General features: G+C 70.0%; 29 protein-coding genes. 14 read left to right on the top strand and 15 right to left on the bottom strand.

All coding sequences use genetic code 11. The features are described 5' to 3' along the window. Positions 1-45 precede the first annotated feature (45 nt). From ACFYL4_RS26495 to ACFYL4_RS26475, 5 genes are all read right to left on the bottom strand, one after another. A complete protein-coding gene (locus ACFYL4_RS26495) occupies positions 46-216 on the bottom strand; it encodes a DUF397 domain-containing protein (protein ID WP_387521976.1) in 171 nt (56 codons plus the stop codon). Beyond that, a complete protein-coding gene (locus ACFYL4_RS26490) occupies positions 209-556 on the bottom strand; it encodes a Scr1 family TA system antitoxin-like transcriptional regulator (RefSeq protein WP_387521974.1) in 348 nt (115 codons plus the stop codon). Before ACFYL4_RS26490 ends, ACFYL4_RS26495 begins: the two co-directional genes overlap by 8 nt. Positions 557-561: 5 nt before the next feature. Next, positions 562-717 (bottom strand): Scr1 family TA system antitoxin-like transcriptional regulator, encoded by a 156-nt coding sequence (locus tag ACFYL4_RS26485; RefSeq protein WP_387521972.1) that lies wholly within the window; start codon positions 715-717, stop codon positions 562-564. A 187-nt stretch (positions 718-904) separates the two neighbouring features. Beyond that, a complete protein-coding gene (locus ACFYL4_RS26480) occupies positions 905-1,090 on the bottom strand; it encodes a DUF397 domain-containing protein (RefSeq protein WP_387521970.1) in 186 nt (61 codons plus the stop codon). Then, entirely contained in the window at positions 1,065-1,898 is an 834-nt protein-coding gene (locus tag ACFYL4_RS26475) for a helix-turn-helix domain-containing protein (RefSeq protein ID WP_387521968.1), read from the bottom strand. The genes ACFYL4_RS26480 and ACFYL4_RS26475 overlap by 26 nt, the downstream gene beginning before the upstream one ends. A gap of 358 nt (positions 1,899-2,256) precedes the next feature. Here ACFYL4_RS26475 and ACFYL4_RS26470 point away from each other — a divergent pair, with 358 nt between their 5' ends. The 6 genes from ACFYL4_RS26470 to ACFYL4_RS26445 all read left to right on the top strand — a co-directional run bounded on the left by ACFYL4_RS26470 (position 2,257) and on the right by ACFYL4_RS26445 (position 5,137). Further along, positions 2,257-2,724, top strand: a complete 468-nt coding sequence (locus ACFYL4_RS26470; RefSeq protein WP_387521966.1) for a hypothetical protein — start codon at positions 2,257-2,259, stop codon at positions 2,722-2,724. Between the two features lie 124 nt (positions 2,725-2,848). Then, complete coding sequence (locus ACFYL4_RS26465) at positions 2,849-3,025, top strand: hypothetical protein (RefSeq protein ID WP_387521964.1); 177 nt, start codon at positions 2,849-2,851, stop codon at positions 3,023-3,025. Continuing rightward, positions 3,022-3,657 carry an ATP-binding protein gene (locus ACFYL4_RS26460; RefSeq protein ID WP_387521962.1) on the top strand — a complete coding sequence of 212 codons (636 nt, stop codon included), beginning with the start codon at positions 3,022-3,024 and terminating at the stop codon, positions 3,655-3,657. Before ACFYL4_RS26465 ends, ACFYL4_RS26460 begins: the two co-directional genes overlap by 4 nt. Continuing rightward, the gene (locus tag ACFYL4_RS26455) at positions 3,657-3,974 is read left to right on the top strand and encodes a hypothetical protein (RefSeq protein ID WP_387521960.1); all 318 of its coding nucleotides are present in this window, start codon (positions 3,657-3,659) and stop codon (positions 3,972-3,974) included. The genes ACFYL4_RS26460 and ACFYL4_RS26455 overlap by 1 nt, the downstream gene beginning before the upstream one ends. Before the next feature lie 93 nt (positions 3,975-4,067). After that, positions 4,068-4,625: an ATP-binding protein gene (locus ACFYL4_RS26450; protein ID WP_387521958.1), complete on the top strand. Its 558-nt coding sequence runs from the start codon at positions 4,068-4,070 to the stop codon at positions 4,623-4,625. 143 nt (positions 4,626-4,768) lie between these two features. Continuing rightward, positions 4,769-5,137, top strand: coding sequence for a hypothetical protein (locus ACFYL4_RS26445; RefSeq protein ID WP_387521956.1), 369 nt, complete (start codon positions 4,769-4,771; stop codon positions 5,135-5,137). A gap of 203 nt (positions 5,138-5,340) precedes the next feature. On the opposite strand, the gene ACFYL4_RS26440 is transcribed toward ACFYL4_RS26445, so the two are convergent. From ACFYL4_RS26440 to rpmG, 3 genes are all read right to left on the bottom strand, one after another. Next, complete coding sequence (locus ACFYL4_RS26440) at positions 5,341-7,749, bottom strand: flippase-like domain-containing protein (RefSeq protein ID WP_387521954.1); 2,409 nt, start codon at positions 7,747-7,749, stop codon at positions 5,341-5,343. A gap of 118 nt (positions 7,750-7,867) precedes the next feature. Beyond that, positions 7,868-8,113 (bottom strand): type B 50S ribosomal protein L31, encoded by a 246-nt coding sequence (locus ACFYL4_RS26435; protein ID WP_357765186.1) that lies wholly within the window; start codon positions 8,111-8,113, stop codon positions 7,868-7,870. Positions 8,114-8,171: 58 nt separating this feature from the next. Beyond that, positions 8,172-8,336 carry a 50S ribosomal protein L33 gene (rpmG, locus tag ACFYL4_RS26430; protein ID WP_357765189.1) on the bottom strand — a complete coding sequence of 55 codons (165 nt, stop codon included), beginning with the start codon at positions 8,334-8,336 and terminating at the stop codon, positions 8,172-8,174. Between the two features lie 197 nt (positions 8,337-8,533). On the opposite strand from rpmG, the gene ACFYL4_RS26425 reads away from it, so the two are divergent. The 3 genes from ACFYL4_RS26425 to ACFYL4_RS26415 all read left to right on the top strand — a co-directional run bounded on the left by ACFYL4_RS26425 (position 8,534) and on the right by ACFYL4_RS26415 (position 12,606). Continuing rightward, a complete protein-coding gene (locus tag ACFYL4_RS26425; RefSeq protein ID WP_387521952.1) occupies positions 8,534-10,309 on the top strand; it encodes a PhoX family protein in 1,776 nt (591 codons plus the stop codon). A gap of 210 nt (positions 10,310-10,519) precedes the next feature. Then, positions 10,520-11,962: a sensor histidine kinase gene (locus tag ACFYL4_RS26420; RefSeq protein WP_387521950.1), complete on the top strand. Its 1,443-nt coding sequence runs from the start codon at positions 10,520-10,522 to the stop codon at positions 11,960-11,962. After that, positions 11,944-12,606 carry a LuxR C-terminal-related transcriptional regulator gene (locus tag ACFYL4_RS26415; protein ID WP_387521948.1) on the top strand — a complete coding sequence of 221 codons (663 nt, stop codon included), beginning with the start codon at positions 11,944-11,946 and terminating at the stop codon, positions 12,604-12,606. The genes ACFYL4_RS26420 and ACFYL4_RS26415 overlap by 19 nt, the downstream gene beginning before the upstream one ends. Positions 12,607-12,622: 16 nt before the next feature. Here the strand turns inward: ACFYL4_RS26415 and ACFYL4_RS26410 are convergent, their stop codons facing one another. From ACFYL4_RS26410 to ACFYL4_RS26400, 3 genes are all read right to left on the bottom strand, one after another. Continuing rightward, positions 12,623-13,447 (bottom strand): GNAT family N-acetyltransferase, encoded by an 825-nt coding sequence (locus tag ACFYL4_RS26410; RefSeq protein ID WP_387521946.1) that lies wholly within the window; start codon positions 13,445-13,447, stop codon positions 12,623-12,625. 126 nt (positions 13,448-13,573) lie between these two features. Continuing rightward, complete coding sequence (locus ACFYL4_RS26405; RefSeq protein ID WP_387521944.1) at positions 13,574-13,933, bottom strand: MmcQ/YjbR family DNA-binding protein; 360 nt, start codon at positions 13,931-13,933, stop codon at positions 13,574-13,576. Positions 13,934-14,148: 215 nt separating this feature from the next. Then, the gene (locus tag ACFYL4_RS26400; protein WP_357765205.1) at positions 14,149-14,664 is read right to left on the bottom strand and encodes a lytic polysaccharide monooxygenase auxiliary activity family 9 protein; all 516 of its coding nucleotides are present in this window, start codon (positions 14,662-14,664) and stop codon (positions 14,149-14,151) included. Between the two features lie 711 nt (positions 14,665-15,375). On the opposite strand from ACFYL4_RS26400, the gene ACFYL4_RS26395 reads away from it, so the two are divergent. After that, positions 15,376-15,669: an MFS transporter gene (locus ACFYL4_RS26395; protein WP_387521942.1), complete on the top strand. Its 294-nt coding sequence runs from the start codon at positions 15,376-15,378 to the stop codon at positions 15,667-15,669. On the opposite strand, the gene ACFYL4_RS26390 is transcribed toward ACFYL4_RS26395, so the two are convergent. From ACFYL4_RS26390 to ACFYL4_RS26380, 3 genes are all read right to left on the bottom strand, one after another. Beyond that, complete coding sequence (locus ACFYL4_RS26390) at positions 15,564-16,436, bottom strand: sulfite exporter TauE/SafE family protein (RefSeq protein ID WP_387521940.1); 873 nt, start codon at positions 16,434-16,436, stop codon at positions 15,564-15,566. The two genes, ACFYL4_RS26395 and ACFYL4_RS26390, sit on opposite strands and share 106 nt — an antisense overlap. A 126-nt stretch (positions 16,437-16,562) precedes the next feature. Further along, positions 16,563-17,966 carry a rhodanese-like domain-containing protein gene (locus ACFYL4_RS26385; RefSeq protein WP_387521938.1) on the bottom strand — a complete coding sequence of 468 codons (1,404 nt, stop codon included), beginning with the start codon at positions 17,964-17,966 and terminating at the stop codon, positions 16,563-16,565. Positions 17,967-18,104: 138 nt separating this feature from the next. Beyond that, positions 18,105-18,677: a rhodanese-like domain-containing protein gene (locus ACFYL4_RS26380; RefSeq protein ID WP_357765210.1), complete on the bottom strand. Its 573-nt coding sequence runs from the start codon at positions 18,675-18,677 to the stop codon at positions 18,105-18,107. 861 nt (positions 18,678-19,538) lie between these two features. Here ACFYL4_RS26380 and ACFYL4_RS26375 point away from each other — a divergent pair. Next, positions 19,539-20,474, top strand: coding sequence for a hypothetical protein (locus tag ACFYL4_RS26375; RefSeq protein WP_387521936.1), 936 nt, complete (start codon positions 19,539-19,541; stop codon positions 20,472-20,474). A gap of 87 nt (positions 20,475-20,561) precedes the next feature. Here ACFYL4_RS26375 and ACFYL4_RS26370 read toward each other — a convergent pair whose 3' ends face one another. After that, on the bottom strand, positions 20,562-21,296 hold the full coding sequence (locus ACFYL4_RS26370) for an NUDIX domain-containing protein (protein WP_387521980.1): 735 nt from the start codon (positions 21,294-21,296) through the stop codon (positions 20,562-20,564). Positions 21,297-21,363: 67 nt separating this feature from the next. Between ACFYL4_RS26370 and ACFYL4_RS26365 the strand changes: the two genes are divergently transcribed. The 3 genes from ACFYL4_RS26365 to ACFYL4_RS26355 are packed head-to-tail and all read left to right on the top strand — an operon-like array spanning position 21,364 to position 24,760. Further along, positions 21,364-23,109, top strand: a complete 1,746-nt coding sequence (locus ACFYL4_RS26365) for a hypothetical protein (RefSeq protein ID WP_387521935.1) — start codon at positions 21,364-21,366, stop codon at positions 23,107-23,109. Beyond that, entirely contained in the window at positions 23,106-24,047 is a 942-nt protein-coding gene (locus ACFYL4_RS26360) for a hypothetical protein (protein WP_387521933.1), read from the top strand. The genes ACFYL4_RS26365 and ACFYL4_RS26360 overlap by 4 nt, the downstream gene beginning before the upstream one ends. A 50-nt stretch (positions 24,048-24,097) precedes the next feature. Then, positions 24,098-24,760, top strand: a complete 663-nt coding sequence (locus ACFYL4_RS26355; RefSeq protein WP_387521931.1) for a hypothetical protein — start codon at positions 24,098-24,100, stop codon at positions 24,758-24,760. The last annotated feature ends 92 nt before the right edge of the window (positions 24,761-24,852 follow it).

Raw genomic sequence — 24,852 nt, 5'->3', positions numbered from 1 at the left:
TTGATCTAGACAATCCACACCTATGTCGGAGGCCCTCTCTTGCTGTCAAATCACTGCCGGGCTGTACTCAACCTCCATGGTCAGTACACCTAGGGGCCGGTTCTCAGTATCTCGCACGAGAACGGTTCTCCCCTCCGCCACCTCCACACAGCTGCCGTTGGCAGTGCTGTAGCTGCTCTTGTGCCAATCACGCTGTGGATGCTCTGTACTACTCATCTAGCTCTTCCTTGACCTTCCTGATGAACTCTGCGGACTGCCTCGGGGACAGGGCCTCCGCCTGGACAGCGGTGAACACCGCCAGGCAGGCCTGGACTCTGCGGCTGTCGTCCATCTGAATCTCGCCCTGCTGATGCTCTGCCGACGCCATCATCGGCTTGTCCGGGAAGGAATATACGCGGAACGGTCCTGCCGCTCCGGGGTGAGTCCCCGGGTTTGGGGGCACCACCTGTACTCGTACTACCCGGTTTTCCATGAGCGACAGCACACGATCGAGCTGCTGAGAGAGGATTCGGCGGCTCCCGATCACTCTGGTTACAGCAGTCGCTGCCAGGACCATGTAGATCAACGGTGGGTTGCGAGTGTCTCCATGAACCCATAGCTGCCCTCGACGGACAACGCTGCTGCCTGGAGGCGATCAAACACCAGCGTATAGCGATTGAATTTCTCCGGTTCCTCCATGTACAGGCCGTCCTGGTCGGTCTCGATGTAGGCAACCACGCGGATGAGCCGGGTACTCGTGAGGGTTCAGCGCCCGCCGCGCTTCTCAACCCTGGTCTGAGGTGCGCGGATCGGAGCTGACGTCTTTGGTCCTAGGTTTAGACCCGTCGCCGCCGGTACGCTGACAACGTGCGCACGCAACCGGCCCCCGCCAACTCGGATGGCGGGGGCCGGTTCGCGCGTCGACCTACTTAGAAGTCAGCGTGCCGAGAAGCGCAGACCACTCTCCTGCCACGAAGGTGAGGTGGCCAGCCTCGCGGTTCTGGGTGTCACGCATGATCGTCTTGGCGCCTTCAGCCACCTCAACGCAGTTCTGCGACCCGTTGCTGTACTTGCTCTTGTGCCACTCAGGCTGAACGAGCTGATCGTCCATACTTCTCACTCCACTCTTTCAACAGTGCCACCGACGAGCCCGGCGACCGAGCGTTTGCCTGCAACCTACTGAACAACACGCCGAATCGCCTCACCGACAGCGGGTCATCAGTAGTCTGCCCACCATAGATGGACTCGACGTGCACCAGGTCAGGTGCCCCCGCCGACATCAGGATTGAGTAGGGGCCATCAAGCCCGGGGTTCGGCAACTGGTCCCACCCGTGCAACTGCAACATGATGCGGCCGGATTCGGCGAGTTCGATCGTGGCATCGATCTGGTCCTTCATGATCCCGGGACATGCGACTGGCCTGTGAAGAACGATGTCATCCATGACCACGTGATATTCAGGACCACCAGCGCCTAACACGACGGCTGATCGCTCAAGTCGTAGCTTAACGCTGTCCGCAACTTCTTCTGCGCTCAGCCACGAGGAACCCGACTTGAATACCGCCTCTGCGTAACCGGCTCTCTGCACAACACCGGGGAAGATGCTGTTGTGGTACTCGCGGATCACGTCAGCTTCGGCCTGAAGCTCGTGAAGTTGGCCGAGCCAGTCGACGTTCTCCGGTTCGTACAGGTCACCGTATACGCGGATGAGACGCCCACCGGCTCCTAGAAAGTCGTCAACCTTCGAGACATCGGCTTCGCTGAGGGGACGTCGGCCATTCTCCACATGGGAAATATGTCCGCTTGAGCATGATATGTGCCCAGCTAGGGCTTCTTGAGTCCTCCCTGCCCGCCTTCGCTGACGAAACAGAGCTTGACCAAAGCGTACATCCGGAGCTTTTCGCTCATCAGACTCCTCCATACCCCCATGAAACCAAGAGTGCGACCGAATGTCTACACAAACCTGCGAGATCCTGCGTCGATATATACAGGAGTGGCGATCTATTTCAATGCCCTTTTCAAGCTGCCCTAGTCGTGGAATCTTGAGGACAGCCGACAGGGGGCCGGTCAGGCTCTCTGTCGGATCAAGGCTGCGACTCACCGAGGACTCGGGAGCTCGCCACCACACCCACGCTTAGCCAGGTGGGAGCAACGTCGGTCCGTCCCCAGCCGGGAGGCAGGGGCGGGCCGACCTCCGGACCACAGAAAACCCCGGTGACGGATGTCGAAGGCGACCGCCCAGGGTTGAGACCCACGCCGATGTGACCGAGGTGAGACATATGCAGGCCAACCAGGAGACACCGGTGCCGCCGGTTGTTCCCGGGCGGTTCCCCCGCGTCCTCCGGTTCTCTGAGCCCGCCCGTCACGGCATCCTGCTCGGCCCCAGCCGTGAGTACCGGGCCCTGTCGTCCTGGTGTCGGAACGCGCTCCCCGCCCAGGGCACCCGGTTGGCTCGTATCGCGCGCATCCTGGTCACCAACTCCCATCAGCACTCCCGGTCGGGTCTGCCCGGCGGAACCGTCCGCGTCGTCCTGGACCAGAGCCACCCCAAGCTCCCGTGCTTGTACGTGACCGACCAGGGGCCACGCACAACCACTGCTCCCGAGCACCCCCGGTTGAACCCCGGGACGCAGGTGTCTGGGCTCGCGGTCCTGGACCGCCTCGCCTTCTCCTGGTCCCCGTCCTGGACTTGGGACGGCGACCGCGTCCAACAGACCACTGTCGAAGCCGTCCTCGACCTCAACTAGCCCACACACCGCGCTTCCCTCAGAACACACAGATACAGAGCCCCAAGCCCGAGCACCCGGCGCAACGCCCACCGCCCAGGGCTGACTCAGTCAACCCAATAAACACCTCCGAGAAAGCAGAACCATGAACCCCGACCACCTGAGGCCCCCGCCCGAATGGCCCACCCAAGCGCCCCACACCTCCCACGGCCACCTGCGAGGACCCGTCATCCCCTCGCCTCGCAGGCCCGTCGAAACCGTCCCGGTAGAGGTCCTGCGCAACGTCCTGGCCGGACTGCGACGCCTGGAGGTCACCCCATGAGGCCCGCACCCCCGTTCTCCCCCGAACTCGCCCACCGCGAAGTGGTAGCCCCCGTGGCGAGCTTCATCAAGCCCTTCCACTCCCACTACTTCTCCCGCACCGTCGGACCCCCCTACCGCAAACGGCAGTACTCCTTCGCCGGGCTCCCCGGCCTGATGCCGCTGGTGCGGGCGTTCCTGGACACCAGCGCCGCCGAACGGTGCGAGGAGTACCAGTTCCTGTTCACCCTGCTCGGATCGGAGTTGGCGAACAATGCCATCGCCCACAGCCGGTCCAGCGAACGAGGAAGCACCTACACCTTGACGGTGGATCGGGGTGCGAAGGGGATGACGTTGATCTGCCGCGACCAGGGCAGCCGTCTCCCGCAGGAGAAGGGCACCTTCACCGCCGCCACGTTCGCCGACATCGAAGCCGGAACCGCCACCGGCCGGGGGTTGGCGCTGATCGACGCGCTCGCGGACCGGTGGGGCGACAACGGGGACCCCAAATTCCGGCAGGTGTGGTTCTTCCTGGCCTACGACCTCACCGACAATCCGTGGAACCAGATCGGCACCGAAGACCTTCAGAACCCCGAGGGCCCCGGGAACGCCAGGAACACCGAGAACATCCTCAAGAACGAGGTGGAGTGCTGATGTTGGACATCGACACCAGGGACCTGCTCGAAAGCGCCGAAAACGCACTCACCGCACCCAGGCACCTGACGCCCGCGCAGGAGGACGTGTGGCACAACCACACCCTGCGCAACCGCATCCCCATGATCCAAGAGGCGCTGCGTATCGCCCGCGAAGAAGGCGACGCCGAACGGGCCATGCAGCTCATCGACCAGGCCGTACACGACTACCCCGCACCCACCCGGGTCCCTGGCAACAGGCCGGTACCGGGGTCCCGGCTTCTCTCCCAGCGTCACCGTACCGACCACGACGACCCGGAACCCCCGACCGCCGACTGAAGGCGTTCATGAAAAAGGCTCTGGCGGGTGCTGACACACCCCCAGAGCAGGCCGACAACCCACACCCCGTTGAAGAGAAAGCAGATTGCCGACATGGCCATTGTGCCGCACACCCCTGCCCTGAACCACACGAACAACCCTCCCAGTGGTGGGCTGCGGTGGGAGTGCCGGGTCTACCCCGGACAGCTCTCCCACACCAGCCAGGTCCGCGCCGACCTGAACTCCGACCTCACCCGCCTGCTCTCCCTCCCGGGCGAGGTGCGGGAGGAGATGGTGTTGTGTGCCAGCGAGATGTTCGCCAACGCCTGCGAGCACTCCCGCTCGGGTCAGGACCCCGATGGCAGGGTGGTCCGCACGCTGGAAGCACCGGTCCCGGGCCTGGTGAGGGTGTCGATCATCGATGACGGCACCAGGACGGACACCATGGTGGACTCCATCCCGAGGGTTCCGCGCAGGCGCACCCGCAAGGACTGGGAGCAGGCCGAACGCGGACGGGGCCTGCTCATGGTCGGCCACCTCGCGTCCCGGTGGGGATTCCGGCCGGTGCTGGACTTCCCCTTCTGCGAAGGACTGGGCACCGTCATCTGGGCCGAGTTCACCCTCCCCCGGACGACCAACCACGGAACCGTCGCGGACGGGGGCACCCGGTGACCAGTCACCAGGTCAGCCCCGGGGTGCGGTCGGTCCTGACCGCACCCCAAGGCCAACGCTTCCACCGCCCCGCCGCACACCCACGACGCAGGTCCACCCCTTCCCGGAGCGTTCCAGTTTCGTCGAAGGCGCCTCGGGCGAAGATGTCCCTGGAGGAGATGCCCTGGGAGGAAACCCACCAGGCCCGACAGGAACGCCTGCTCCGTCAGATGCGCGGCAACCCCCGGGTCGCGTACATGCTCCTGCACGGGCCCGTCCCGCACTGGGTCAAGGTCGCCCGCCAACACCGCGACCAGAAGGCCCGCGAAGCCCGACAGGCCGCCACCGACGCCCGAACCGAGCTGACCGAGACGGAACCGCAGCCCACCGTGCGCACTCGGGGCCGCCACAGGGCACCCCGCCGCTGGTGGGGCTGGCCCGCCAACGCCCTCGGAGCCACCCTCCTCCTCGGGCTGAAGACGCTGGGAATCCTGGGAGCGAGCCCGACCCCCGACATGGGTAGCCCGACCTGACCCGACGAAGAGACGGGGCCGACGACTCCCGTCACCGGGCCCCGCACCACCCCCGGCGCGTGGGGTCCACCTCACCCGAGCCCGAGCCGCCCACGCCACCCACGAACCCACCCCGCGTCCACGCCCCACAGGCGAACGGCCCCCGCCACGCGGTCCGTGATCTCCGCTCGGCCGCGGCCCGGCACCGTGCACCCACGCACCGCTCAGATCGCCTCGCGCCGCTGTAGGTAGCTGAAGGCCGCCCACCCCGGCAGGACCGGGAACCAGAAGGTCAGCACCCGGAACAACAGCACGGCGGGCAGCGCCACGTCGGCGGGTAGCGCGGCGACGGTGGTCAACCCCCCGATCAGGGCGGCCTCGACCGCCCCGAGCCCGCCCGGGGTGGGGGCCGCCGAACCGATCGCGTTACCCGCGAGGAACACCACCGCCACCGCCACGAGGCTCACCTCCACCCCCGGTCCCGCGAACGCCAGGACCGAGAAGTGCAGGCACAGCACGAAGGCCACGGTCAACAACAGTGACCCGCCCACCCCCAGAACCAGGCTGGCGGGGCGCTGGAACAGGTCCAGGAGCTGCGGCAGCACACCCCTGAGGTACGGGCGCAGCCGCGAGGTGACGGCGCGGCGCAGCCTCGGATGCATGAGCACCGCCCCCACGCCGACGGTCGCGACGATGGCGATGACGGTCACGGTCGGAGACGGGGTGAAGCCGGTCCAGTAGGAGGTACCGGTGAGGTACGCGCACACCAGCAGCAGCGGCACGTGGATCAGGAACCCCACGAGCTGGGTGAGGCCCACCGCGGACAGGGACAACGACACCGGCACGCCCGCCTTGATCACGAACCGGCTGTTGACCGCGATCGAACCCAGCCCGGCCGGTGCGGCGATGCGCACGAACGACCCCGCGTACTGGGCCAGGACCGTGCGCCACCAGGGCAGGGGCGCGGGGACGAAGCCGACCAGCACCATGGCGGCGGCGAACATGCAGCCGGTGCCCATGGTCAGCGCGGCCAGCGTCCACCCCGGGTCCGCGTAGCGGATGGCCCCCAGCTCGACCCCGGACAGCTGGTAGACGAGCACGAGCCCGACCAGCGTGACCACCACGAAACTGACGATGGTGCGGGGGCGCATCCTCTCCAGGCGGGCCGGTTCGCTGGGGGCCTCGGGGGCGACCGCGGCGATGTGCCGTCTCAGGTCCGCCATCAGGCCCTTGTCGGCCCGGCCCAGCTCGGCGCGGAGCGCGTGGGGCAGTCCCGGGGGTTGCAGCAGGGGGAGGACGGCGGCGGTCGCGGACACCCCCAGGGCGCGCACGGCCGAGGCCACTGCCCGTTCGGCCCCCACACGCAGCGCCATCAGGGTGACCATGGCGGCGGTGTCGAGGGCGGTGCGGATCTGCGGCGCGGCCACCGCCCCCCGGTCGAAGCCGGTGAGGGCGGCGGTGACGGGGTGCGGCGCTCCGGTGTGCGGGTGGTCGAGGACACCGACCGTGGTGGCGTTGAGGTCGCCGTGGGCGATCCGGTGCCGGTGCAGTATGCCGAGCTGGCGCCACAGGTCGTCGAGCAGGGTGTCGCCGACGTGCTCCGGATCGAGGGTGTCCAGGCTCCGCAACCGGGAGCGTTCGCGGGCGAGGACGAGGGTGCCGGGGGCGATCTCGCCCAGCGCCCACACGCGGGGGGCGTCCACTCCGGCCTCGCGGGCGGCGGCACTCATGAGCACGGCGTGTTCGGCGCGGCGGCGTGCGCCGTAGAGCATCCGGGGGGCGACGGGCCCCCGCAACAGGAGCAGGTCCCGCAGTCGCGACCAGAACCCGCTGGTGTTCTCGGTGGTGAGGACGGACAGTTCGACCTGGCGTCCGTCGGCGAGGTCGGCCAGGTACAGGGCGTCGCCGTCGCGACCGGTCCCGGCGGGGGTGATGCGGTCGGCGCGCAGGCCGAAGCGGTCGAGTTCGGCGTGGATGCGTCCGGTGGCGGGCGGCGGCACGCTGGTGCCGACCGCGTAGCGTCCCAGCGCGGCGCAGGTGAGGCCGACCAGGATGGTGAAGAGGACGGCGAGGATGCTGGTGACCCCCGCCATGACCGAGGTGACGGCGATCGCGGCGTTGGTGCCCCACAGCAGGGAGCGCACCCGCGGGTGCCCGCTGGGCATACTGCGCGCGAACGCGATCCCGGCGGCGACGTAGCCGAGGGTGGCCGCGGTCAGGACGTCGTCGGGGAGGCCGGGCAGTGGACCGGCGCCGTAGGTGGCGTTCTCCAGGACGGCGTTGACGTAGGAGGCCATGGCGTAGGCCGTCACGGCGGCGACGACGGCCCGGGTCAGGTCACGGAGTTCACCGACGAGGAGCGTGCGCAGGACGACGTAGGCGATCAGGACGATGAGCAGCAGGTTGGCGCCGAGGGCGGCGGCGAAGAGGAGCCAGGACGGGATCACCGCGCGGAGCTGGCTGGCGTCGTCGGTGGGCGCGCCCTCGGAGATGGCGTCGCTCACCAGCAGCAGGACCACGAGGACCAGGAGCAGTCCGGCGACCCCGACGAGGAGGTCGACGGGGCTGCGTGGCGCCCTCGCGGCTGCCCGGCCGGGGGTTGGGGCCGGTGTGTCGGTCGGGGTTGATCTCACGGGTCCAAGCCTGCCCGACCCCCGCGGATTCGGACGTCAGGGACGAGGGTGTTTCGTCCTGTCCCCTCCCCGGACACGACGGCGCCGCCGGGAGGGGTCCCGGCGGCGCCGTGGGCGGTCAGCCGCGCTGGTAGCGCCGCTGGAAGCGTTCCACCCGGCCCGCGGTGTCCACCACGCGGGCGTTACCGGTGTAGAAGGGGTGGCTGGCGCTGGAGATCTCGACGTCGACCACCGGATAGGTGTTGCCGTCCTCCCACACCACGGTGGTGTCGCTGCCACGGGTGGATCGGGTGAGGAAGGCGAAGTCGGCTGCCTTGTCGCGGAAGACGACGCGGCCGTAGCCGGGGTGGGTGTTCTTCTGCATGGGGTCCTCCGTTGGGTTTCGGTCCTCGCGCCAGCGGTCCTGGGGGGTGCTCCCCGGGTCAGCGTTCCTCGCGGAACTCCGTGTGGCGGCGGAGCCTGGGGTCGTACTTGTTCAGGACCAGGCGGTCGGGGGTGTTGCGGCGGTTCTTGCGGGTCACGTAGGCGGTTCCGGTGCCTGCCGTCGACCTGAGCCGGGTGACGGGCCGGGCGTCGTCTCGTGCCATGGGCTCCTCCTCTGCCGGGTGTCAGGCCTTCCAACCAATCGATAATCGTTTTCATTCCCAGCCAAACCCCACCCCCGACCAAACGAAGAACGGGTGCGTCACACACCACCACAACCAGCAAAAACTACTTATCGTAATGACTTGACAGCAAAGAGTGGAGACCGGTGCGACCCCGCACCAGGCCGGAGGAGAACCACATGGCGCCAGAACACGGACCCAACCGACGCCAGGTCCTGCGCGGCGGAGCGGCACTGGGAGCCCTGACCACGGCCGCCCTGTTCGGCGACACCCTCCGCCCCGCCCTGGCCGCCCCCGACACCGGATCGTCACCCGGCTTCACCGGCGTACCCGTCGCCCGGGCCGACGCCGTCACCGTCCCGCCCGGCTACACCGCCAGGGTCCTGCTCCCGTGGGGCGCCCCCCTGCGCCGGAACACCCCCCGGTGGCGCCCCGACGCCTCCGACACCGCGACGAACGCCGCCCGGCAGGTGGGCACCGGCCACAGCGGGCTGCGCTACCTCCCCCTCCACCCCGGCCACGAGGGCGGACGGCGCGGACTCCTCGTACTCAACCACTCCTGGGCCGACCCCGTCCTGCTCCACGCGGACGGTGGCGGCGCCGCCACCGCCGACCGCACCGGCAAGGAGATGGCCTCCCTCGGGGTGACCGTGGCCCGGATCGAACTCACGGACGGGCGCTGGCGCGTGATCGACGACGAACTCAACCGGCGGCTCACCGCCACCTCACCCACCCGACTGTCGGGACCGCTCGCCGACCAGCCGACCCTGGACACCGGCACCGAACCGGCCGGGGTCATCGGCGGCACCGCCCACGCCACCACCCCCTGGGGGACCTACCTGACCGGCGAGGACACCCTCGCCGACGTCTTCGGAACCTCCTCCGGGGAGTGGTCGGCCACCGACAGCCAACGCCGCTACGGGCTGTCGTCGGGAGAGGCCTCCTACGGGTGGCACACCCATGAGAGCCGCTTCGACCTGGCACTCACCCCCCACGAGGCCCACCGGTTCGGCTGGACGGTGGAGATCGACCCCCTCGACCCCTCGTCGACACCGGTCAAACACACCGCGATGGGCCGGGTGGCGCACGGCGGCGCGACCGTCACCGAGTCACGCGGACGCGCGGTGGTCTACATGAGCGACCGCACCCACCTGTACAAGTTCGTGGCCGAACGGCCCTGGCGTTCGGCACGCGACCGGGGCCCCGGCCCCTTGGACGAGGGCGTCCTGTACGCCGCGCGCCTGGACTCCGACGGGCTGGGCACATGGCTCCCCCTGACCCACGGCCGCACCGGACTGACCGCGCGCGAGGGGTTCGCCGACCAGGCGGACGTGCTCCTGCGAGCACGTGAGGCCGCCGACGCGGTGGGGGCCACCCAGCTCCAAGGACCGGGAACCCCGGCGGTGCACCCGTCGACCGGGACGGTGTACTGCACCGAGGCCGAAGGGGAGGCCGGTGGCCGTGTGCTGGCCTGGACCGAGGGGGCCGCGGACCACGGGGCCACCCTCTTCTCCTGGAACGAGTTCGCCCGGGCCGGAACAGCGTCCGACCAGGCCCGGGGGACGGTGTTCGCCGCCCCGGGCGGAGTGCACTGCGGTGACGACGGCCGACTGTGGATCAGGACCGACGTGGCACGGCTCGGCGACCCCTTGGCACACTCCCGAGAACAGGTGGGCAACAGCGCGCTGCTGTGCGCCGACCCCGAGAGCGGAGAGCTACGGCGGTTCCTGACCGGACCGCGCGGCTGCGGGATCGCCGGGACGGCCACCAGCCCCGACCAGCGCGCCCTGTTCGTGACGGTGCAGGGGCCGGGGTCGGCGGCGCAGCGGTGGGGGGCGCCCACGGTGGAGGACCCCCGCGCGGTGAGCAACTGGCCGGGGTTCGATCCGGCGGGCCGCCCACGGTCGGCGGTCGTGGTGGTGCGCAAGGACGACGGCGGGATCATCGGGACCTGACCCGACCGGGGCGGGTGGGGAGCGGGCGGGGTGGCCAGCCCAGGCGGAGACGGGCGGGGTGACGGGCCCGGGCGGAGAGGGGCAGGGTGACGGCCCAAGCGAAGGCGGAACGCGGAACACCACGACCGCACCCCGGGTGGGGCAGGCACGTAGCCGGAGGGTGGAGTGTCCGGTCTGGGTACCGCCGCCCCGCTCCCGTAGGTTGGCCCCGTGAGCGAGCACACCGACGCCCCGGGACCCGAGGGGGCCGCTCCCCCGCCGACCACCCCGCGGAAGGACTCCCCCGGACCGCACCCCGCGCACCACGGCGACCCGCGCCGGACACGAGCGCCCCGCACCCCGTTCGAGGCGCTGCGCCGCCTCCGCTTCCCCCTCTCGTCCTGGCCCTGGCGGAGCCTGGGGTACCTGGCCTCCACCGTCCTCGTCGGCACGGTGCTCGCGGCCCTGATCGTGCCGATCACCTTCCCCCTCCTCGCCCTGGGCACGGCCGTGGAGGAGATCGCCCTGGGTCGGGAACACCCCACCTGGCTGCTGATCGCCCTGCTGGCCACCGGGCTCGCGCTCCTGCTGGCGCTCGGGCCCCTGGTGGCCGTGCCCGTCGCCCACCTGGAACGGTGGCGGCTACGGATGGTCCACCCCCGGATCGCGAGCGGGTACCGGCCCACGGGCCACGGCCCGCTCTCCTGGGTCCGGGCCCGCTACACCGAACCCGCGACCTGGCGGGCGTTCGCGTACCTCCTCCTGCTGGTGACCGTGCTGGACGCCGTCAGCTGGAGCGTGCTGTACCTGTTCCCGGTCATGGGCGCCTACCTGACCGCCCTGCCCTTCGTCACCGCCCTGGGAAGGCCCGTCACCCTCTTCGAGTGGACGGTGGACGACCCCCGACTCTCCCTCCCCCTGGCCTTCGCCGGGGTGCTCCTCCTCCTGGTCACGCCCTACGTCGCCGCCCTCACCGCGCACGGGCACGCCGCCCTGGCCCATCTCCTGCTGGAGGACCGGGGAACCGACGATCTGCGCTCGGAACTGGTGGAGGTCACCCGCTCCCGCGCGCGTCTGGTGGACGCCTTCGAGGCCGAGCGCCGACGCATCGAACGCGACCTGCACGACGGCGCCCAGCAACGACTCATCTCCCTGGCCGTGCAGATCGGGCTGGCCCGCATGGACGCCCCGCCCGGAAGCGACATGGAGCGCGCGCTCGCCACCGCGCACGACCAGGCCAAGGAGGCCATCGGGTCCCTACGCGAGATCGTGAACGGCATCCACCCCAAGGTCCTCAGCGACCGGGGACTGCCCGCGGCACTGCCCGAGCTGGCCGACCGCACCTCCGTTCCCGTGCGCGTGCGCGTGGACCTGCCCCGACGGCTACCGGCCCACCTGGAGAGCACCGCCTACTACGTGGCCGCCGAGGCCCTGGGCAACGTCGCCAAACACGCCGGGGCGACCGAGGTCCGGTTGAACGCCTCCCTGGACGGTGACATGTTGGTGCTGGAGGCCGTGGACGACGGCCGGGGCGGGGCCAACCCCGCGCGCGGCACCGGGTTGACCGGCCTGGCCGACCGCGTGGCCGTGGTGGGCGGACGTGTCCTGCTGTCCAGCCCCCACGGCGGACCGACACGGCTGAGAGCGGAGATCCCTTGTCTTCCATCCGGGTAGTGCTGGCCGAGGACGGCGCCCTCCTGCGCGAGGGGCTGGCGGGCCTGTTGCGGCGCTTCGGGTTCGAGGTCTCGGCCGCGGTCGGCGACGCCGACGCCCTGGCCGAGGCGGTGGCCGCGCACGGCCCCGACCTCGTGGTCACCGACATCCGCATGCCCCCGGACTTCGGTGACGAGGGGCTGCGCGCGGCGGTCCGGCTGCGCGTCGACCATCCGGGGCTGCCCGTCGTGGCGCTCAGCCAGTACGTGGAGTCGAGCTACGCGGCGGAGCTGCTCGACTCCCACGAGGGCAGGGGCATCGGCTACGTCCTCAAGGAGAGGGTGGTGGACGTCGCCGACTTCGCCGACACGCTCCGGCGCGTGCACGCCGGTGGAACGGTCATCGACCCCGCCGTCGTACGCCAGCTGGTCCGGCGTCGCAGCACACCCCTGGAACGCCTGTCCGAACGCGAACGCGAGGTGCTGTCGCTGCTGGCCGAGGGGCGTTCGAACGCGCGCATCGCCCGCGACCTCCTGGTGTCCGAGCCCACCGTGGGCAAGCACATCGGCAACATCCTCGCCAAACTGGACCTGCCACCGGAGGGCACCGACGTCGACCGTCGCGTCATGGCCGTCCTCACCTACCTGAGGGAGCGGCCCGAGTAGGCGCCCCCGGGGGTGGTCAGGGCGTGAGCGCGTGCTCGGCGAACCGGCCGCACGTACGGAACCCCAGACGGCGGTAGACCGGTTCACCGTCCTCGGAGGCCTGGAGGACCGCGACCGGCCAACCCTCGGACCGGGCCGTGTGGAGCGCGGCCAGGGTCATGGCGCCGCCGTAGCCGCGTCGGCGGTGGGCGGCCAGGGTGGAGACGTTGTAGAGCCCGGCGACCCCCGCGTGGAGGAACACCTCGGCCGACCCCACCGGGCGGCCGTCGACGTAACCGACCAGGTAGCGGGCCGGGGACCCCGGGGCCAGGGCCTGTTCGGCGGCCCGGGCGAGGAAGCGCGGGACGGTCTCCGAGGGCGGGGACCAGTTCGCGGCCAGGACGGCGGCGTGGTCGGCGAGCTGTTGGGGGGTGTGGGCCACCCGGATCTCCAGCCCCGGGGCGTCGGGGTGGGGCAGGGTGTCGTCGAGTTCCGCCCACAGGGCCGTCTCGTGCTCGGAGACGGGCGCCCCGGCCCGTGTCAGGCGGTCCGAGAGGTCGGTCGGCAGAGTGGCCGGACCCACCCACCAGGAGAAGGGGCGTCCGGTGCGGGCCAGGGCGCGAACGGTCTCGGCGATCCGCTCCTCCGCGGCCGAGGGCGCCAGGCGCGCGGCGGCGACGATGTTGAAGGTGTCGTCGTCCAGGCCGCTGTCGGCGACCACGAGGTCGGAGGCCTCGGTGACGGTGGCTCCGTCCAGACCCCGGTGCAGGTGGCAGGCGTGCTCGGCCAGGTTCCGTTCCATCCGGTCGGCGAGGTCGGAGAAGTCGGAGAGATCGGCGTCATCGCGAAAGGAGCTGCTCATGGGGGACGATCCCACCACATCCGGGCGTGCGCCGCACCCCGATTCCCCCGGTCGTCCCCCAGGCGCCCGGGCCTCGGCCAGGACACCCGGATCAGCCACATGCCACCAACATGCGAAACAGGGGCCTCAGGCCCGCACCAGGGCCTGCGGGGTGGGCGGGGCGGCGAGCAGCTCCTCGGGAGCGGTCAGGCGCCAGGCCTCCAGGGTGAGTTCACTGAGTTCGTCCAGCTCGATCCCGTCCAGGTGGACCACCACCCAGCCGAACCCTCCGGCCGTGAACTGCTCCTCGAACACCTCGGGGCGTTCGGCGACCAGTGCCGCCTGTTCGATCAGGGTCTGCTTCAACCCCACCGTGGCGGTGCGCGGCCACAGGTACCCGAGGGGACGGCCTCGCACCCGGAACGTCGTGTAGCGCTCGGAGTCCTGGTCCTCGCACTCCGGAAGCGCGCGCACCAACCGCAGGAACCGCTCGATCTCAACACCCATGGCAAGAGCCAACCACACGCCACCGACATCGGCGCGTCCGCCCGCGAGCGCACGGGCCCCGAACGCGCCACCGGCCGACCACCGCCCCGCCCCGCCGCTGACCGGGCCGACGGCCACACACCGCGTTCCGGCCCCCGGCGGTACGGCGGACACACGTGCGCCCCGGCCCGTGGACAGGCACGGACCGGGACGGGAGGCTGCTCAGACGACCCTCATCAACGGATGTTGACGTCGACGCAGGCGTAGAAGGCGTTGCCGGTGTCAGCCACGTTCCAGCGGGCCAGGACCGTCTGCCGACCGCTGTAGCCGGAGAGGTTGACGTTGTGGCTGAAGTTCGACGGCGGCCGGGCGCCGTTGTCGTTGAAGCTGGCGATGCGGTTGCCGTTGATGAAGTACTCCCACGTGGAGGTGGAGTGCGCGGCGGTGATCGTCCAGTTGAAGGTCGCGTTCGTGCCGACGTCCGCGACCCGCCAGCCGTAGTTGTTGTCGTCGAGCTCGGCGAAGCGGGAGTTGCCGCCGGAACAGCTCATCAGGCCCTTGGGGCCCTCGACGCTCTGGGGCTCCCACTGGATCTGCCCACACGAGACCACACCGGCGGCGCACTGCGCCTGGCGGCTCTGGGGGTTGGAGATGTAGCCGTGGGCGTTGGCCGTCCCGGCCGGCATGAGGGTGAAGAGGAGGGCGGCGGCAGCGGCCACCGCGGCGGAGGAGCGGAGCTTGCGGAACTTCATGAGGTCTCGCCCTTCTGGGGGTCACGAACACCCGGAACGCGCCGGGGTCGTAGCGGGGGACCCGGACCTGCGTCCGGCCCAGGACGGCTCGGTTCGCGTCCATGGGGGTCGAACAATTCCCTGTGTTCGCGAGATCGGCGCCGACAGGAATTCGGAAATTCTCGGTCTTTCCTCAACCTGTTGACGAGCAGCGTAGACAGCGCCCAATTCGTCCGTCAAGACCGGTTTCCACCTTGGAACCACGTTCCATATTGGGACTCCATGACTGGTACTGCCAGCGGATCGGCACCACGACCCCCCAAACTGGAAAGACTCTTATCAGATCCTGGACTGGTCTACTGAAACAGCTCCGGTATTCTCTTGTCGGAAGTCCTTCGGCAACAGCACAAACTGTCCTCGAAGACAGATTCCCTTCCCTTCACCGGAAGCGTCCGACCACGACTCCTCCGGCCCCGGACGGCCCACGGGGCACCACCGCCCCCGGCCCGCCCCTCCCGCGGCCCCCTCGACGGGCCGCGCGTGCGCACCCCACCTCGCGCGTGACGGACACCCCGCGCGGACAGCCATCCCCCGCGTCGGGTGCCCGCGTTCCACGGCACGTCGCGAACGAGAGAAGGAACGCCGCATGTCCGCACCCACGCCCCCCGGGGGTCGACGCCTCCACCCCGCCCAGCCCTCTTCGTCCTGCTCGCCGCGCTCTCGGTACTGCCCGTGACGGCCCACCTGCCAGCGCTGGCCGACATCGCCGACACCTACGGAACCGGTGCCGCCACCGTCAATCTCTCCATCGCCGGATACGCGGTCGCCGCCGTCGCGGCCGAGGCGACCTCGGGAGCGCTCGCCGACCGGTACGGCCGCCGCCGCGTCGTCCTGGTCTCCATCACGGTCTTGGTCGCGGCTCACGGCTGGGGCCTGGGCCGCAGCACCAGCGGACAGGCGTCCCCCACCAGCCGACACACCAGGACCAGGGAGGCCGCCACGACCGCCACCACCACGACGACCTGACCCAAGGGCGCGGGCAACTCCTGGGTGAGCACGAAGACCCCCATGACCAGCACGAAGATCCCGAAACCCCGACGCAGGACCGTCTCCGGCACCAGATCAGTCAACCGTGCTCCGAGGAGCGAGCCGACCACCGCGACGGCGGTGACCGCAGCGACCAACCCCCAGTCCAGACTCACCGTGGTCAGGTACCCGGTGAGACCGGCGAAGGACTTCATCGTGATCACCAGCAGGGAGGTGCCCACCGCCACGGGCATGGCGAGCCCTCCGAGCAGGACGAGGGCGGGCACGACGAGGAACCCCCCGCCCGCACCCACCAGACCGGTGACCGCGCCGACCACCAGGCCGTCCACCACGATCCGCCGCAGCGGCAGCGGACCGGGCTCGCTGCCGCCATCCCGGGGCGTCCTCCTCCCCCGGATCATGGTGACGGCGGTCGCCACCATCATGAGCGCGAAGGCGACCATCAGCAGGGTCCCCGGCAGGTGGCCGCCCACCAGCCCTCCCCCCAGGGCACCCGCCATACCCGCCGCCCCGAAGACCAGCCCCGTCCGCCAGCGCACGTTCCCCCGGCGCGCGTGGGCCACGACGCTGACAAGCGAGGTGACCCCCACGACGAACAGGGACGCCGCGATGGCCTCCTTCGGCTCCATGCCCGCGACGTAGGTCAGCAGCGGAACCATGAGGATGGAACCACCGCCTCCGAGCAGGCCGAGCGCAAGCCCCACCACGACGGCGAGGCCCGGGACGAGGACGATCGAGAACTCCATGGTGACTCTTCTTCCGTGCGTCGGCGCCCGTGGGCGCGGCGGCCCGGTGCGGTCCGCGCTGTCGCGGACCGCACCGGCCTGAACCCCGGCCGGGGCCGGACCGGGTGGCGGTCGACCCCGAACCGGTCAGACCTCGGACCGGCGGCCGTCGGCCCAGCGCGCCCACTCCCCGTATCCGCGGTCGAGTTCGACCACGTCGTAGCCGGCGCGCCGCAGGGCGGAGGAGGCCACCGAGCTACGGGCGCCGGACTGGCAGTAGCTGACGATCGGGGCACCCTCGGGCAACGCGTCCAGGTTCCACAGCACGCGGCCCGCGCTGAGCTGGTGCGCGCCGGGGACGTGGCCGTCCGCGTACTCGCCCCGGTTGCGCACGTCCAGCAGGTAGACGCCCTCGGAGGCGTCGAGCTCCTCGGGGGTGAGGCGCGGCGGAACGCTCTCCGGCAGACCCGCCCGGGAGGTGGTGTAGCCGATCACCCCGTCGACGCCGACCCGCAGCAGGTGGTCGCGCACCCGGCGCGCGGTGTCCCCGTCCGGGGTGAGCAGGACCAGGGGACGGGTCTCGGACTCGGGGTCGAGGGCCCAGGCGCCGAAGGTCGCCGCCTTGGCCGGACCGGGAACGTTGAGGGCCCCGGTGACGGTGCCCCGGTGCACGTCGGTGTGGGATCGGGTGTCCACGAACACCACCGAGTCCGCCTCCAGGGAACGCGCGACCTCCGCGTTGGACACCGGAGGCGGTGAGGACAGCGTGCCCAGGACCCGGGGGCCCTCCCGGTTCTGGCGCTTCATCCGCGCGAAGTAGGCGTGGGCGTCGGGCTGGCCGTCGAGCAGTTCCTCGACGAACCCCGCCATGTCGTCCTCACGCAGGTAACCGGACCACCAGGCGTTGAGCCGTTCGTACCCGACGGTCGTGCCCGGGAGAGCGCCGAGGGCCTTGCCGCAGGCACTGCCCGCGCCGTGGCCCGGCAGGACCTGGACGTGGTCGGGCAGGGTCAGGAACACGTCGCGCAGACTGGTGAACAGCTGGCGGGCGCCCTCGAAGCGGGTGCCGCTGCCCCCCGCCGCCTCGTCGAGCAGGTCGGGGCGGCCCAGGTCTCCGGCGAAGACGAAGTCACCGGTGATCACGTACCCCGGGTCGGCGCTGAAGGCTCCGTCGGTGACCAGGAACGACAGGTGCTCCGGGGTGTGGCCGGGAGTGTGCCGGGCCTGGACCGTGATGTTGCCGAGGGTGACGGTGTCGCCGTCCCGCAGCCGCTCGGCGGCGAAGCCGTACTGCCAGTCGTGCCCTCCCTCACCGGAGACGTAGACCGTGGCCCCGGTGGCCGCGGCGAGCTCGCGGGTTCCCGAGAGGTAGTCCGCGTGGATGTGCGTCTCGGTCACGGCCACGATCCGCATGCCGTGGTCGCGGGCCAGGTCCAGGTAGTCGCCGATGTCCCGGCGGGGGTCGACCACGATCGCCTCCCCCCGGGCCTGGCAACCGACGAAGTAGCTGGCTTGGGCGAGGTCGTGGTCGTAGAGGCGTTCCAGCAACATGTTCTGCTCCTTGGTGGATGGTGCGCCCACCGTCCCGGATACTCCGGGGAGTATCCGGGAATCAGAGGACTGCGGTGAGGACGGGCGCGAGGGTGGCGGGACGGGCCGTGGTCGGCGCCGGTCGCGGATCAGCCCCGGTCAGCCCCGCGCGCCGATCCGGGCGAGGGAGTCCTCGATGTCGACGTGGTTGCGCGGCTGGTTGTAGGGCAGGCGGGTCAGGGCCATGCCCATGGCGCAGGTGTCGGTGACGGCCGCGAAGACCAGACCCGCCCCCACCAGACCGGCGACCGCCACGGCGGGCGGCCAGACCAGGGAGGCGAGCACCGAGGTCAGCACGAGGCCTCCGGCCACCAACCGGACCTGGCGCTCAAGGGCCCAGCGCCGAGGCCCCCGTTCGAGCGGCGCCCCCGACGCCTCCCAGGCGTTCATGCCGCCGTTCATGACCACCGTGTCGGTGAGCCCGGCGGCGGCCAGCTTGTCGCGGCACTGGGTCGCCCGGCCGCCCGACTGGCAGATCAGGACGAGGCGGCCCCCCGCCTCGGCCACGATGCGTTCCAGGTGGGCGTCCACCCGCCCCAGGGGCAGGTTGACGGCTCCGGCGATGTGCGCGTTCTCGAACTCCGCGGGTGTGCGTACGTCGACGAGCAGGGCGCGGGACTCGCGCCCGGTCAGTTCGCGGACGGCTCCGACGTCGATGCCGTGGTCGTTCATGGGTCTCCTCAGGGTGTCGGGTGTGGTGAGGGTGGGTTCGGGTGTGCGCGCCCCGAGGGCGCGCACAGGCGTGGATACTCCGGGGAGTATCGGGACGCCGCTCTGCGGCGCGGGTTCGGTCGGGCTCGGTCCCGGTCTCCGACGGACGCGCCAACCTCTGGGAGCGGGGCCGCCTCGACCTGACCGCGCAGGCATTGGTGTTGCGCACGAACTTCTCACCCCTGTTCACAGAGGAGGAGCTGGGCCGGGGGCGCACACGCCTGGAGTGGTTCGGGCACCGTTTCCCGGAGGACTGACGAGGTCGCCTGGGCCCCAAGTTCCCAAGGGCCCACACGTCCGGCCGGTAGTGAATTGCCCCGAGTCCAGGGACCAAGGTCCCGCCCGCGCCAAGAAACGCTCCCCTTCGCCATTTCGTTCCGGTGACTGCGGGCGCAGGGGCGAAATCACGGTGCTCTCACACTTCGGTCACACGGCACCCGTGAGGAGTGAAATCGAGGACGGGGACGATTCCCTCGGAAACAAGCTCTGACCAGAGGTGACGTACCGTTCGTCGCGAACCGGAAAGAGAACTTCTACCCAAGGGAGTATCGCAGAGGAAACACCCCGAACGCCCGGCGGCGAAGACCCGAATCCCCTCCACCACCTCAAGGTCACCCCGCACGAGCAGGGAGAACACACGGACCACCCTCGCCTCCTGAGCGGCGGGGCCGCCCCTTGTTCGCGGAGAACACCCATCGAATGACGACAACCGCGCGCCATTACGGGAACCCGATACCGATCGCGAATCCGATATACGTGTCAGTGATACCTTGACGAATCGATGCACCAGGCATCACGTGACACATCTCCGAGGAGCGCACCATGAATCCGCCAGGGCAGCGCGATCCCGCCAGCTATTCCGCGCAGGAACTGGCTGACCCGCGCGTCGACGCGACGACCCTGCGGCACGTCGCCGCCGCGCGTCCGGACCTTTGGCAGTCGATCCTGAACCACCCGAACTGCGACGCGGAGCTCGCCGCGTACCTCCGGCAGAACACCCGCCCGGCCACGCCCCCTCTCGGAGGCCACCCGCAGGGCCCGCCGCACGCCCAGGGCCCCCAGACGCACCCGGGCGCCGCGCCGCAGCAGGGGCCTCCCCCGCAGTACGGCCCCCAGCCTCCCGCTGGCCCCCCGCCCCAGGGGGCGCCCCAGACAGGGGGGCAGCCGTCTCAGGCCTCCCAGGGCGCGCAGCAGATGGCCGCCGGTGCCAAGGACCTGGCGAACGGGGCGAAGGCCTACTTCACCAACACCGTCGCGCCCGCCGCCGTGAGCGCCGCGCAGACGGTCAGCCAGCGCTCCGGTCAGGCGCCCGGCCCGCTGCATTGGTCGATCTGGTGCCGGTTCGCGATCCCCGCGCTCGCGCTGGTCGGGATCATCTCGCTGCTCCTGCCTCTCGGCTCGGTCTCCTACGGGGGGAGGACGGAGCACTTCAACTACTTCTCGCCGGACGCACCCGGCGAGGAGGGCGTTCTCATGCTCACCTTCTACATCTTCGTGATCGTCTTCGGAGTGGTGTCGCTCCTGACAGGGCAGCGGTGGGCGCTGATCACCGTGGCGGTCATGGGCATCGTCACGGGCGTGTTCGGGATGCTCAACGGCTTCGGCAACGCGTCGAGGATCAGCTCGGAGGCGTACGCCTCCGCTGGCTTCGGAGCGATCCTGTTGGGAATCTCGGGCCTCGCGCTCATCGTCGCGGCGGTGATCACCCTGCTGCCCCAGCAGAAGCTCGGAGCCCCCGCTCCCCCTCCTCAGGGCTGAGACGCGACGCGCCCTCGGACCGCCTGAGGGTGAACGGACCGATGTGCCCTCCGGCGTGGCCGGAGGGCACATCGTCGTTCCGGGGGCTCAACTCGCGGACCGGAGGAAGGGCGGACTGAGCAGGGGTGCCTTTCCTCTTCGGTAGAGGGCCGCCGGTCTGCCCGCGGCCTGTGGCCGGTGCTCCCCCGTCGCCTCCAGGAATCCCTCGGCCCGGGTGGCCCGGCGCCGGAAGTTACTGGCATCCAGGTCACGTCCCCACACGATCTCGTAAACGCGACGGAGTTCCGGAAGGGTGAACGGTTCGGAGCAGAAGGTCGTGGCCACGGTGGTGTACTCCAGGGTCCTCCTCGTGCGCTCCAGCGCGTCCGCGACGATGCGTACGTGGTCGAAGGCCAACGCGGCAGGGTCACCGAGGACGTCGGACACCGGGGTCCAGTAGGCGCGGGCCGCGTCGGTTCCCCCCTCGGGGACGGGCAGCCGGGACCCCAGCGCGAGGTAGGCGACGGTGACGACCCTCCCTCTCGGGTCCCGACCCGGGTCTCCGTAGGCGCCGAGTTGCTCCAGGTGGAGTCGGCCTCCGTCGATGGCGGTCTCCTCCAGAAGCTCACGGTGGGCGGCCTCGTGGAGGGTCTCGTCCGTACGCACCCTGCCGCCGGGTAGGGCCGCACGACCCTGGAAGGGCGCGTTCGCCCTCTCCACGAGCAGCACCGCCAGCTGATCCTCCCTGATGGTGAAGATGTTCAGGTCCACGGTCACCAGGGACAGCTCGACCCCCGTGGAGCCCCTCAACCTGCCGTCCGCCGCGCCCTCATTAAAGGTCATCTTGACTTTAACCAGCCCTTCCATTTAAGGTCACTGTGACCATTATCCCCCAGAGGCAGGGACCCGCATGACCGCAGTCCACGCAGAACCCGACCGGGCCACACCCGCGCGACCAGCCACCGGAGCCACCCGTCATCTCTGTAGCGGCGTCTACGTCGACGAGGGGTTTCGCGAGCTCGTCATCGACGAGGTCTGCACCGCACCCGAACGCCGTGTGGCCCCTTCCTACGGCTTCGACCACGTGCCCGTCATGCGCCACGCCTGGTGGGCCACCCATCTGCACGCGTTCCTGCGGCTGACCATGTTGGCGTCTGTCATCGCCCCCCACCTGCTCGGCCACACCGTGGCGTCCGTGCTCACGACGGGCGGGCTCGTGGTCCTCTTCCTGCTCGACCGCGCGGCGCACCTGTACACCGTGATCACCAGGGAGGACGACCCCCTGAGCTCCCCGCGCGAGCAGAGGAACAAGAAGAAGCAGAGGCGGCGGCTCTTCCCTCTCCCCGGCACACTTGACGTCCGTACCCGGGACGAGGCTAGGCGCCTCAAGACGACCGGTCTGCAGGTGCTGGCGGTCGTGGGTGCCATGGCCCTGCTCTGCGTAAGCCAACCCGCTCAGGCACTGGTCGCGGCCTACGCGGGCGGCGGGGTACTACTGGTCAGTGTCCTCGTGGGCGTCATCGGTCAGCTGCGCGTCAACCGTGTCTACGTCCCGGGATCGATACTGCGACCGGAGCGCCTCTCCGCACGGGAGAAGGTCGTCGACCATCAGCAGACGCATCCCTGCGTCGTCTACCAGCGCCCAGTCCACAAGGGGAACGAGGAGGACAAGGACGACGCGCTGTTCACGCTCTTCGGTAAGGACTCGCCCTTCGTCGGCGCGGGCGAACTCGTCTACCAGTGGAACCCTCCCATGAGCGTGCAGCTCCTGCGCCCGGGCGGTAACGACGAACCGCTCCACGAGCGGGAACACCGCTACCCGCCGTTCCGGACCGACGAGCTCGTCGAGCACCTGCGTGAGGCGGTCGACCAACTGTGCGGTGACGACGAGGACGTGCGACTGCCGGTCAGCGTACGGGACCGGATCTACGTCGCGGCCTCCGATATCTCGGGGGACCGTTCTCTGACCAGGGGCTCCATCGGCCCCGGAGCCATGCGCCGTGTGATCAACGAACAGCGCTCCGGGCACTTCCACTTCCTGGAGGTGAGCGTGCCGGACGCGGACTCCGAACTGGTGGCCACGGTTTTGCTCCATGTGGTCCTCAGGGGACGCACCCTGAGTCTCTTCTTCGCCGCCTGTGCCCTGACCCGCACCCCCGACAGGTTCCGCAGGGCCGAGGAGTTCGGCCAGCACGGAAAGCGAGCGGTGGCGGCGGCGGGGTTCCGCGCCCTGCGCGATCTCCCCCACGAGGTCACCGGCCTCTGGCGTGTGGTCCGCTACCCGTGGGTCCTGGCCAAGGCCCTGCTGTACCGGCGTGACCTCACCACGACCCCCATCCGCAATCTCTCCATCGGCAGCCGTGTCAGCGTCCGCCAGGAAATCGCGCAGAAGTGGAGCAAGGTCCAGCTCGACAAGACCCGCGTCCTCAGTCACATGAAAACCGTCGAGCAACGGCTCCTCAAGGCCACCAGCGACTTCCTGCACTCGCGCGGGGTCGACATCTCCGAGTTCGACGACCGCGCGACGCAGATCATCAACAGCGGCATCGTCAACCTCGGCGGAACCAACGACATCAGCAACAACAACCTCGGCAACGGCACCCAGACCAACAACCACGGGCCTCAGCAGACCTCCCAGAACGGGGACCAGACATGAACCACCTCCCGAACAACAGCGGCATCGTCAACCTCGGCGGAACCAACGACATCAGCAACAACAACCTCGGCAACGGCACCCAGACCAACAACCACGGGACCCCGCCCTCCACACCCGATCCCTCGACCACGGAAGTCGAGGTCACGGGCGCCCCTGAGGAGAGTCGGCGGAACTGGGATGTCGGCGTGGTGACCATCCTGCCCAAGGAGATGCGAGCCGTCACCGAGGGTCTCGGGTTGGAGGCCAGGCGCAAGGTCGACGGGTTGTTCTTCTCCACGGGGGAGGTGAGTACCGACGCCGGTTCCGTCTCCGTGGTCGCCACACAGACCCACAGTCCGGGCCAACGATCCGTGATGTCCGCACTCGACCACCTGCGGCGTCACTTCTCCCCCCGCCTGTGGATACTCGTCGGCATCGGCGGAGGACTGCATCGCGAGCACGCCCGGATCGGGAACGTCATCGTCTCCACCCGGGTCGTCTACTACGACTCGCGCAAGATCAGGGCCGGCGGCGACGTCCAGCCCCGGGGTGAGGAACGCCAGGCTCCGGCACGGGTCGTCCACGCGGTCAACGTGTACTTCACCGACCGAGGGGAACCAGCGATGATCCGCGGCCAGAGGGACGGGCACCGGAAACGGACCTTCGAGGTGCACCCGGGGCTCATCGGCTCCGGTGAGGCGGTGGTCGCGGACGGCGACAGCGACGTCCACCGCTTCCTGAAGGGATACAACGACAAGGTCCTGGCGGTCGACATGGAGTCCGGGGGCCTCAGTCAGTACTGGCAGGAGAACTCCGTGGGCGGGGAGCCCAACCCCGACTGGGTGGTGGTGCGTGGTATCTCCGACAACGCCGACGAGGAGAAGAACGACGACAGCCACGACCTGGCGGCGGGGAACGCCGCCCACGTGGTGAGGGAGCTCCTCCCCTATCTGTGCTGAGCCGGTGGCACACGTCGACCCGGCCCACCCCGCGACGAAGGGAGTTCACCTTGACCGCCTTCCTGCTCGGAGTCCTCAGTTCGCTGTTGGCCACCGCATTGGTGTTCGTCGCGGGGTGGCTGCGCTCGGGCACTCCCCGGTGGTGGCTGGTCGGCCTGTTGTCCCGGCTCACCGGGACCGGCGTCACGCGGATGTACCGCCAGCAGGCGACCTCCGAGGCGGACCTGGCCCGGGACCTGGGCCGAGCCAGGTGGGTGAAAGCACTGATGGGTCGGGGCAACGTACTCACGCGTGACGCCTTCGCCCCCCTGTGGTCGGGTTCCGCCGCGCCCGTCCAGGTGCTGCTTCCCGCCCCAGACCACGGTGGGGGCACCTGGCTGTCCCACCGGGGGGCCGACCTGGAACGCACCGACCCCGGGTTCGGCCCGGAGCTGTTGGAGGCGCAGGTGAAAGCGAACACGGACTACGTGGAGAGGATCAGTCACCACCACCCCGCGATGGAGATACGGCTGTTCAACCTGCCCCACACCTTCAGAATCGTGGCCACGGACGCGGCGGCCTACCTCACCTTCTATGGCAGGCACGAGCACGGGCGCCACTCCCCCTGCCTCCGTCTGGCCCCCACGGGGGCGTTGTACGACGCGGTCCTCGGGCTGTTCGAGTTCGCCTGGGCCAACAGCGCACAGCGGAGGGACGAGGGCGAAGACCGGTGAGGAAGCCCCGAGACCCGTCGGGCGGGACGGGTACCGGGGTGGCGGGGTCCTTGGGCGGAGTCGTCTCCTGCGGGTTGAAACCCTGGAAACGT

Origin of the sequence: Nocardiopsis sp. NPDC006938 (assembly GCF_042869555.1) — a bacterium.
Classification (GTDB): domain Bacteria; phylum Actinomycetota; class Actinomycetes; order Streptosporangiales; family Streptosporangiaceae; genus Nocardiopsis.
Note: the sequence above shows the minus strand (reverse complement) of the source record. Positions and strands in the feature narration are given on the sequence as shown.

Excerpts from the sequence above, each read along its gene's own strand:
- ACFYL4_RS26460 (WP_387521962.1), top strand. The coding sequence starts at position 3,022 with ATGAGGCCCGCACCCCCGTTCTCCCCCGAACTCGCCCACCGCGAAGTG.
- ACFYL4_RS26370 (WP_387521980.1), bottom strand. The coding sequence starts at position 21,296 with ATGACCTTTAATGAGGGCGCGGCGGACGGCAGGTTGAGGGGCTCCACG.
- rpmG (WP_357765189.1), bottom strand. The coding sequence starts at position 8,336 with ATGGCACGAGACGACGCCCGGCCCGTCACCCGGCTCAGGTCGACGGCA.
- ACFYL4_RS26495 (WP_387521976.1), bottom strand. The coding sequence starts at position 216 with ATGAGTAGTACAGAGCATCCACAGCGTGATTGGCACAAGAGCAGCTAC.
- ACFYL4_RS26390 (WP_387521940.1), bottom strand. The coding sequence starts at position 16,436 with ATGGAGTTCTCGATCGTCCTCGTCCCGGGCCTCGCCGTCGTGGTGGGG.
- ACFYL4_RS26410 (WP_387521946.1), bottom strand. The coding sequence starts at position 13,447 with ATGAGCAGCTCCTTTCGCGATGACGCCGATCTCTCCGACTTCTCCGAC.
- ACFYL4_RS26425 (WP_387521952.1), top strand. The coding sequence starts at position 8,534 with ATGGCGCCAGAACACGGACCCAACCGACGCCAGGTCCTGCGCGGCGGA.
- ACFYL4_RS26475 (WP_387521968.1), bottom strand. The coding sequence starts at position 1,898 with ATGGAGGAGTCTGATGAGCGAAAAGCTCCGGATGTACGCTTTGGTCAA.
- ACFYL4_RS26435 (WP_357765186.1), bottom strand. The coding sequence starts at position 8,113 with ATGCAGAAGAACACCCACCCCGGCTACGGCCGCGTCGTCTTCCGCGAC.
- ACFYL4_RS26375 (WP_387521936.1), top strand. The coding sequence starts at position 19,539 with ATGAATCCGCCAGGGCAGCGCGATCCCGCCAGCTATTCCGCGCAGGAA.
- ACFYL4_RS26445 (WP_387521956.1), top strand. The coding sequence starts at position 4,769 with ATGTCCCTGGAGGAGATGCCCTGGGAGGAAACCCACCAGGCCCGACAG.
- ACFYL4_RS26405 (WP_387521944.1), bottom strand. The coding sequence starts at position 13,933 with ATGGGTGTTGAGATCGAGCGGTTCCTGCGGTTGGTGCGCGCGCTTCCG.
- ACFYL4_RS26365 (WP_387521935.1), top strand. The coding sequence starts at position 21,364 with ATGACCGCAGTCCACGCAGAACCCGACCGGGCCACACCCGCGCGACCA.
- ACFYL4_RS26380 (WP_357765210.1), bottom strand. The coding sequence starts at position 18,677 with ATGAACGACCACGGCATCGACGTCGGAGCCGTCCGCGAACTGACCGGG.
- ACFYL4_RS26385 (WP_387521938.1), bottom strand. The coding sequence starts at position 17,966 with ATGTTGCTGGAACGCCTCTACGACCACGACCTCGCCCAAGCCAGCTAC.
- ACFYL4_RS26360 (WP_387521933.1), top strand. The coding sequence starts at position 23,106 with ATGAACCACCTCCCGAACAACAGCGGCATCGTCAACCTCGGCGGAACC.
- ACFYL4_RS26480 (WP_387521970.1), bottom strand. The coding sequence starts at position 1,090 with ATGGACGATCAGCTCGTTCAGCCTGAGTGGCACAAGAGCAAGTACAGC.
- ACFYL4_RS26465 (WP_387521964.1), top strand. The coding sequence starts at position 2,849 with ATGAACCCCGACCACCTGAGGCCCCCGCCCGAATGGCCCACCCAAGCG.
- ACFYL4_RS26450 (WP_387521958.1), top strand. The coding sequence starts at position 4,068 with ATGGCCATTGTGCCGCACACCCCTGCCCTGAACCACACGAACAACCCT.
- ACFYL4_RS26400 (WP_357765205.1), bottom strand. The coding sequence starts at position 14,664 with ATGAAGTTCCGCAAGCTCCGCTCCTCCGCCGCGGTGGCCGCTGCCGCC.
- ACFYL4_RS26490 (WP_387521974.1), bottom strand. The coding sequence starts at position 556 with ATGGTCCTGGCAGCGACTGCTGTAACCAGAGTGATCGGGAGCCGCCGA.
- ACFYL4_RS26470 (WP_387521966.1), top strand. The coding sequence starts at position 2,257 with ATGCAGGCCAACCAGGAGACACCGGTGCCGCCGGTTGTTCCCGGGCGG.
- ACFYL4_RS26455 (WP_387521960.1), top strand. The coding sequence starts at position 3,657 with ATGTTGGACATCGACACCAGGGACCTGCTCGAAAGCGCCGAAAACGCA.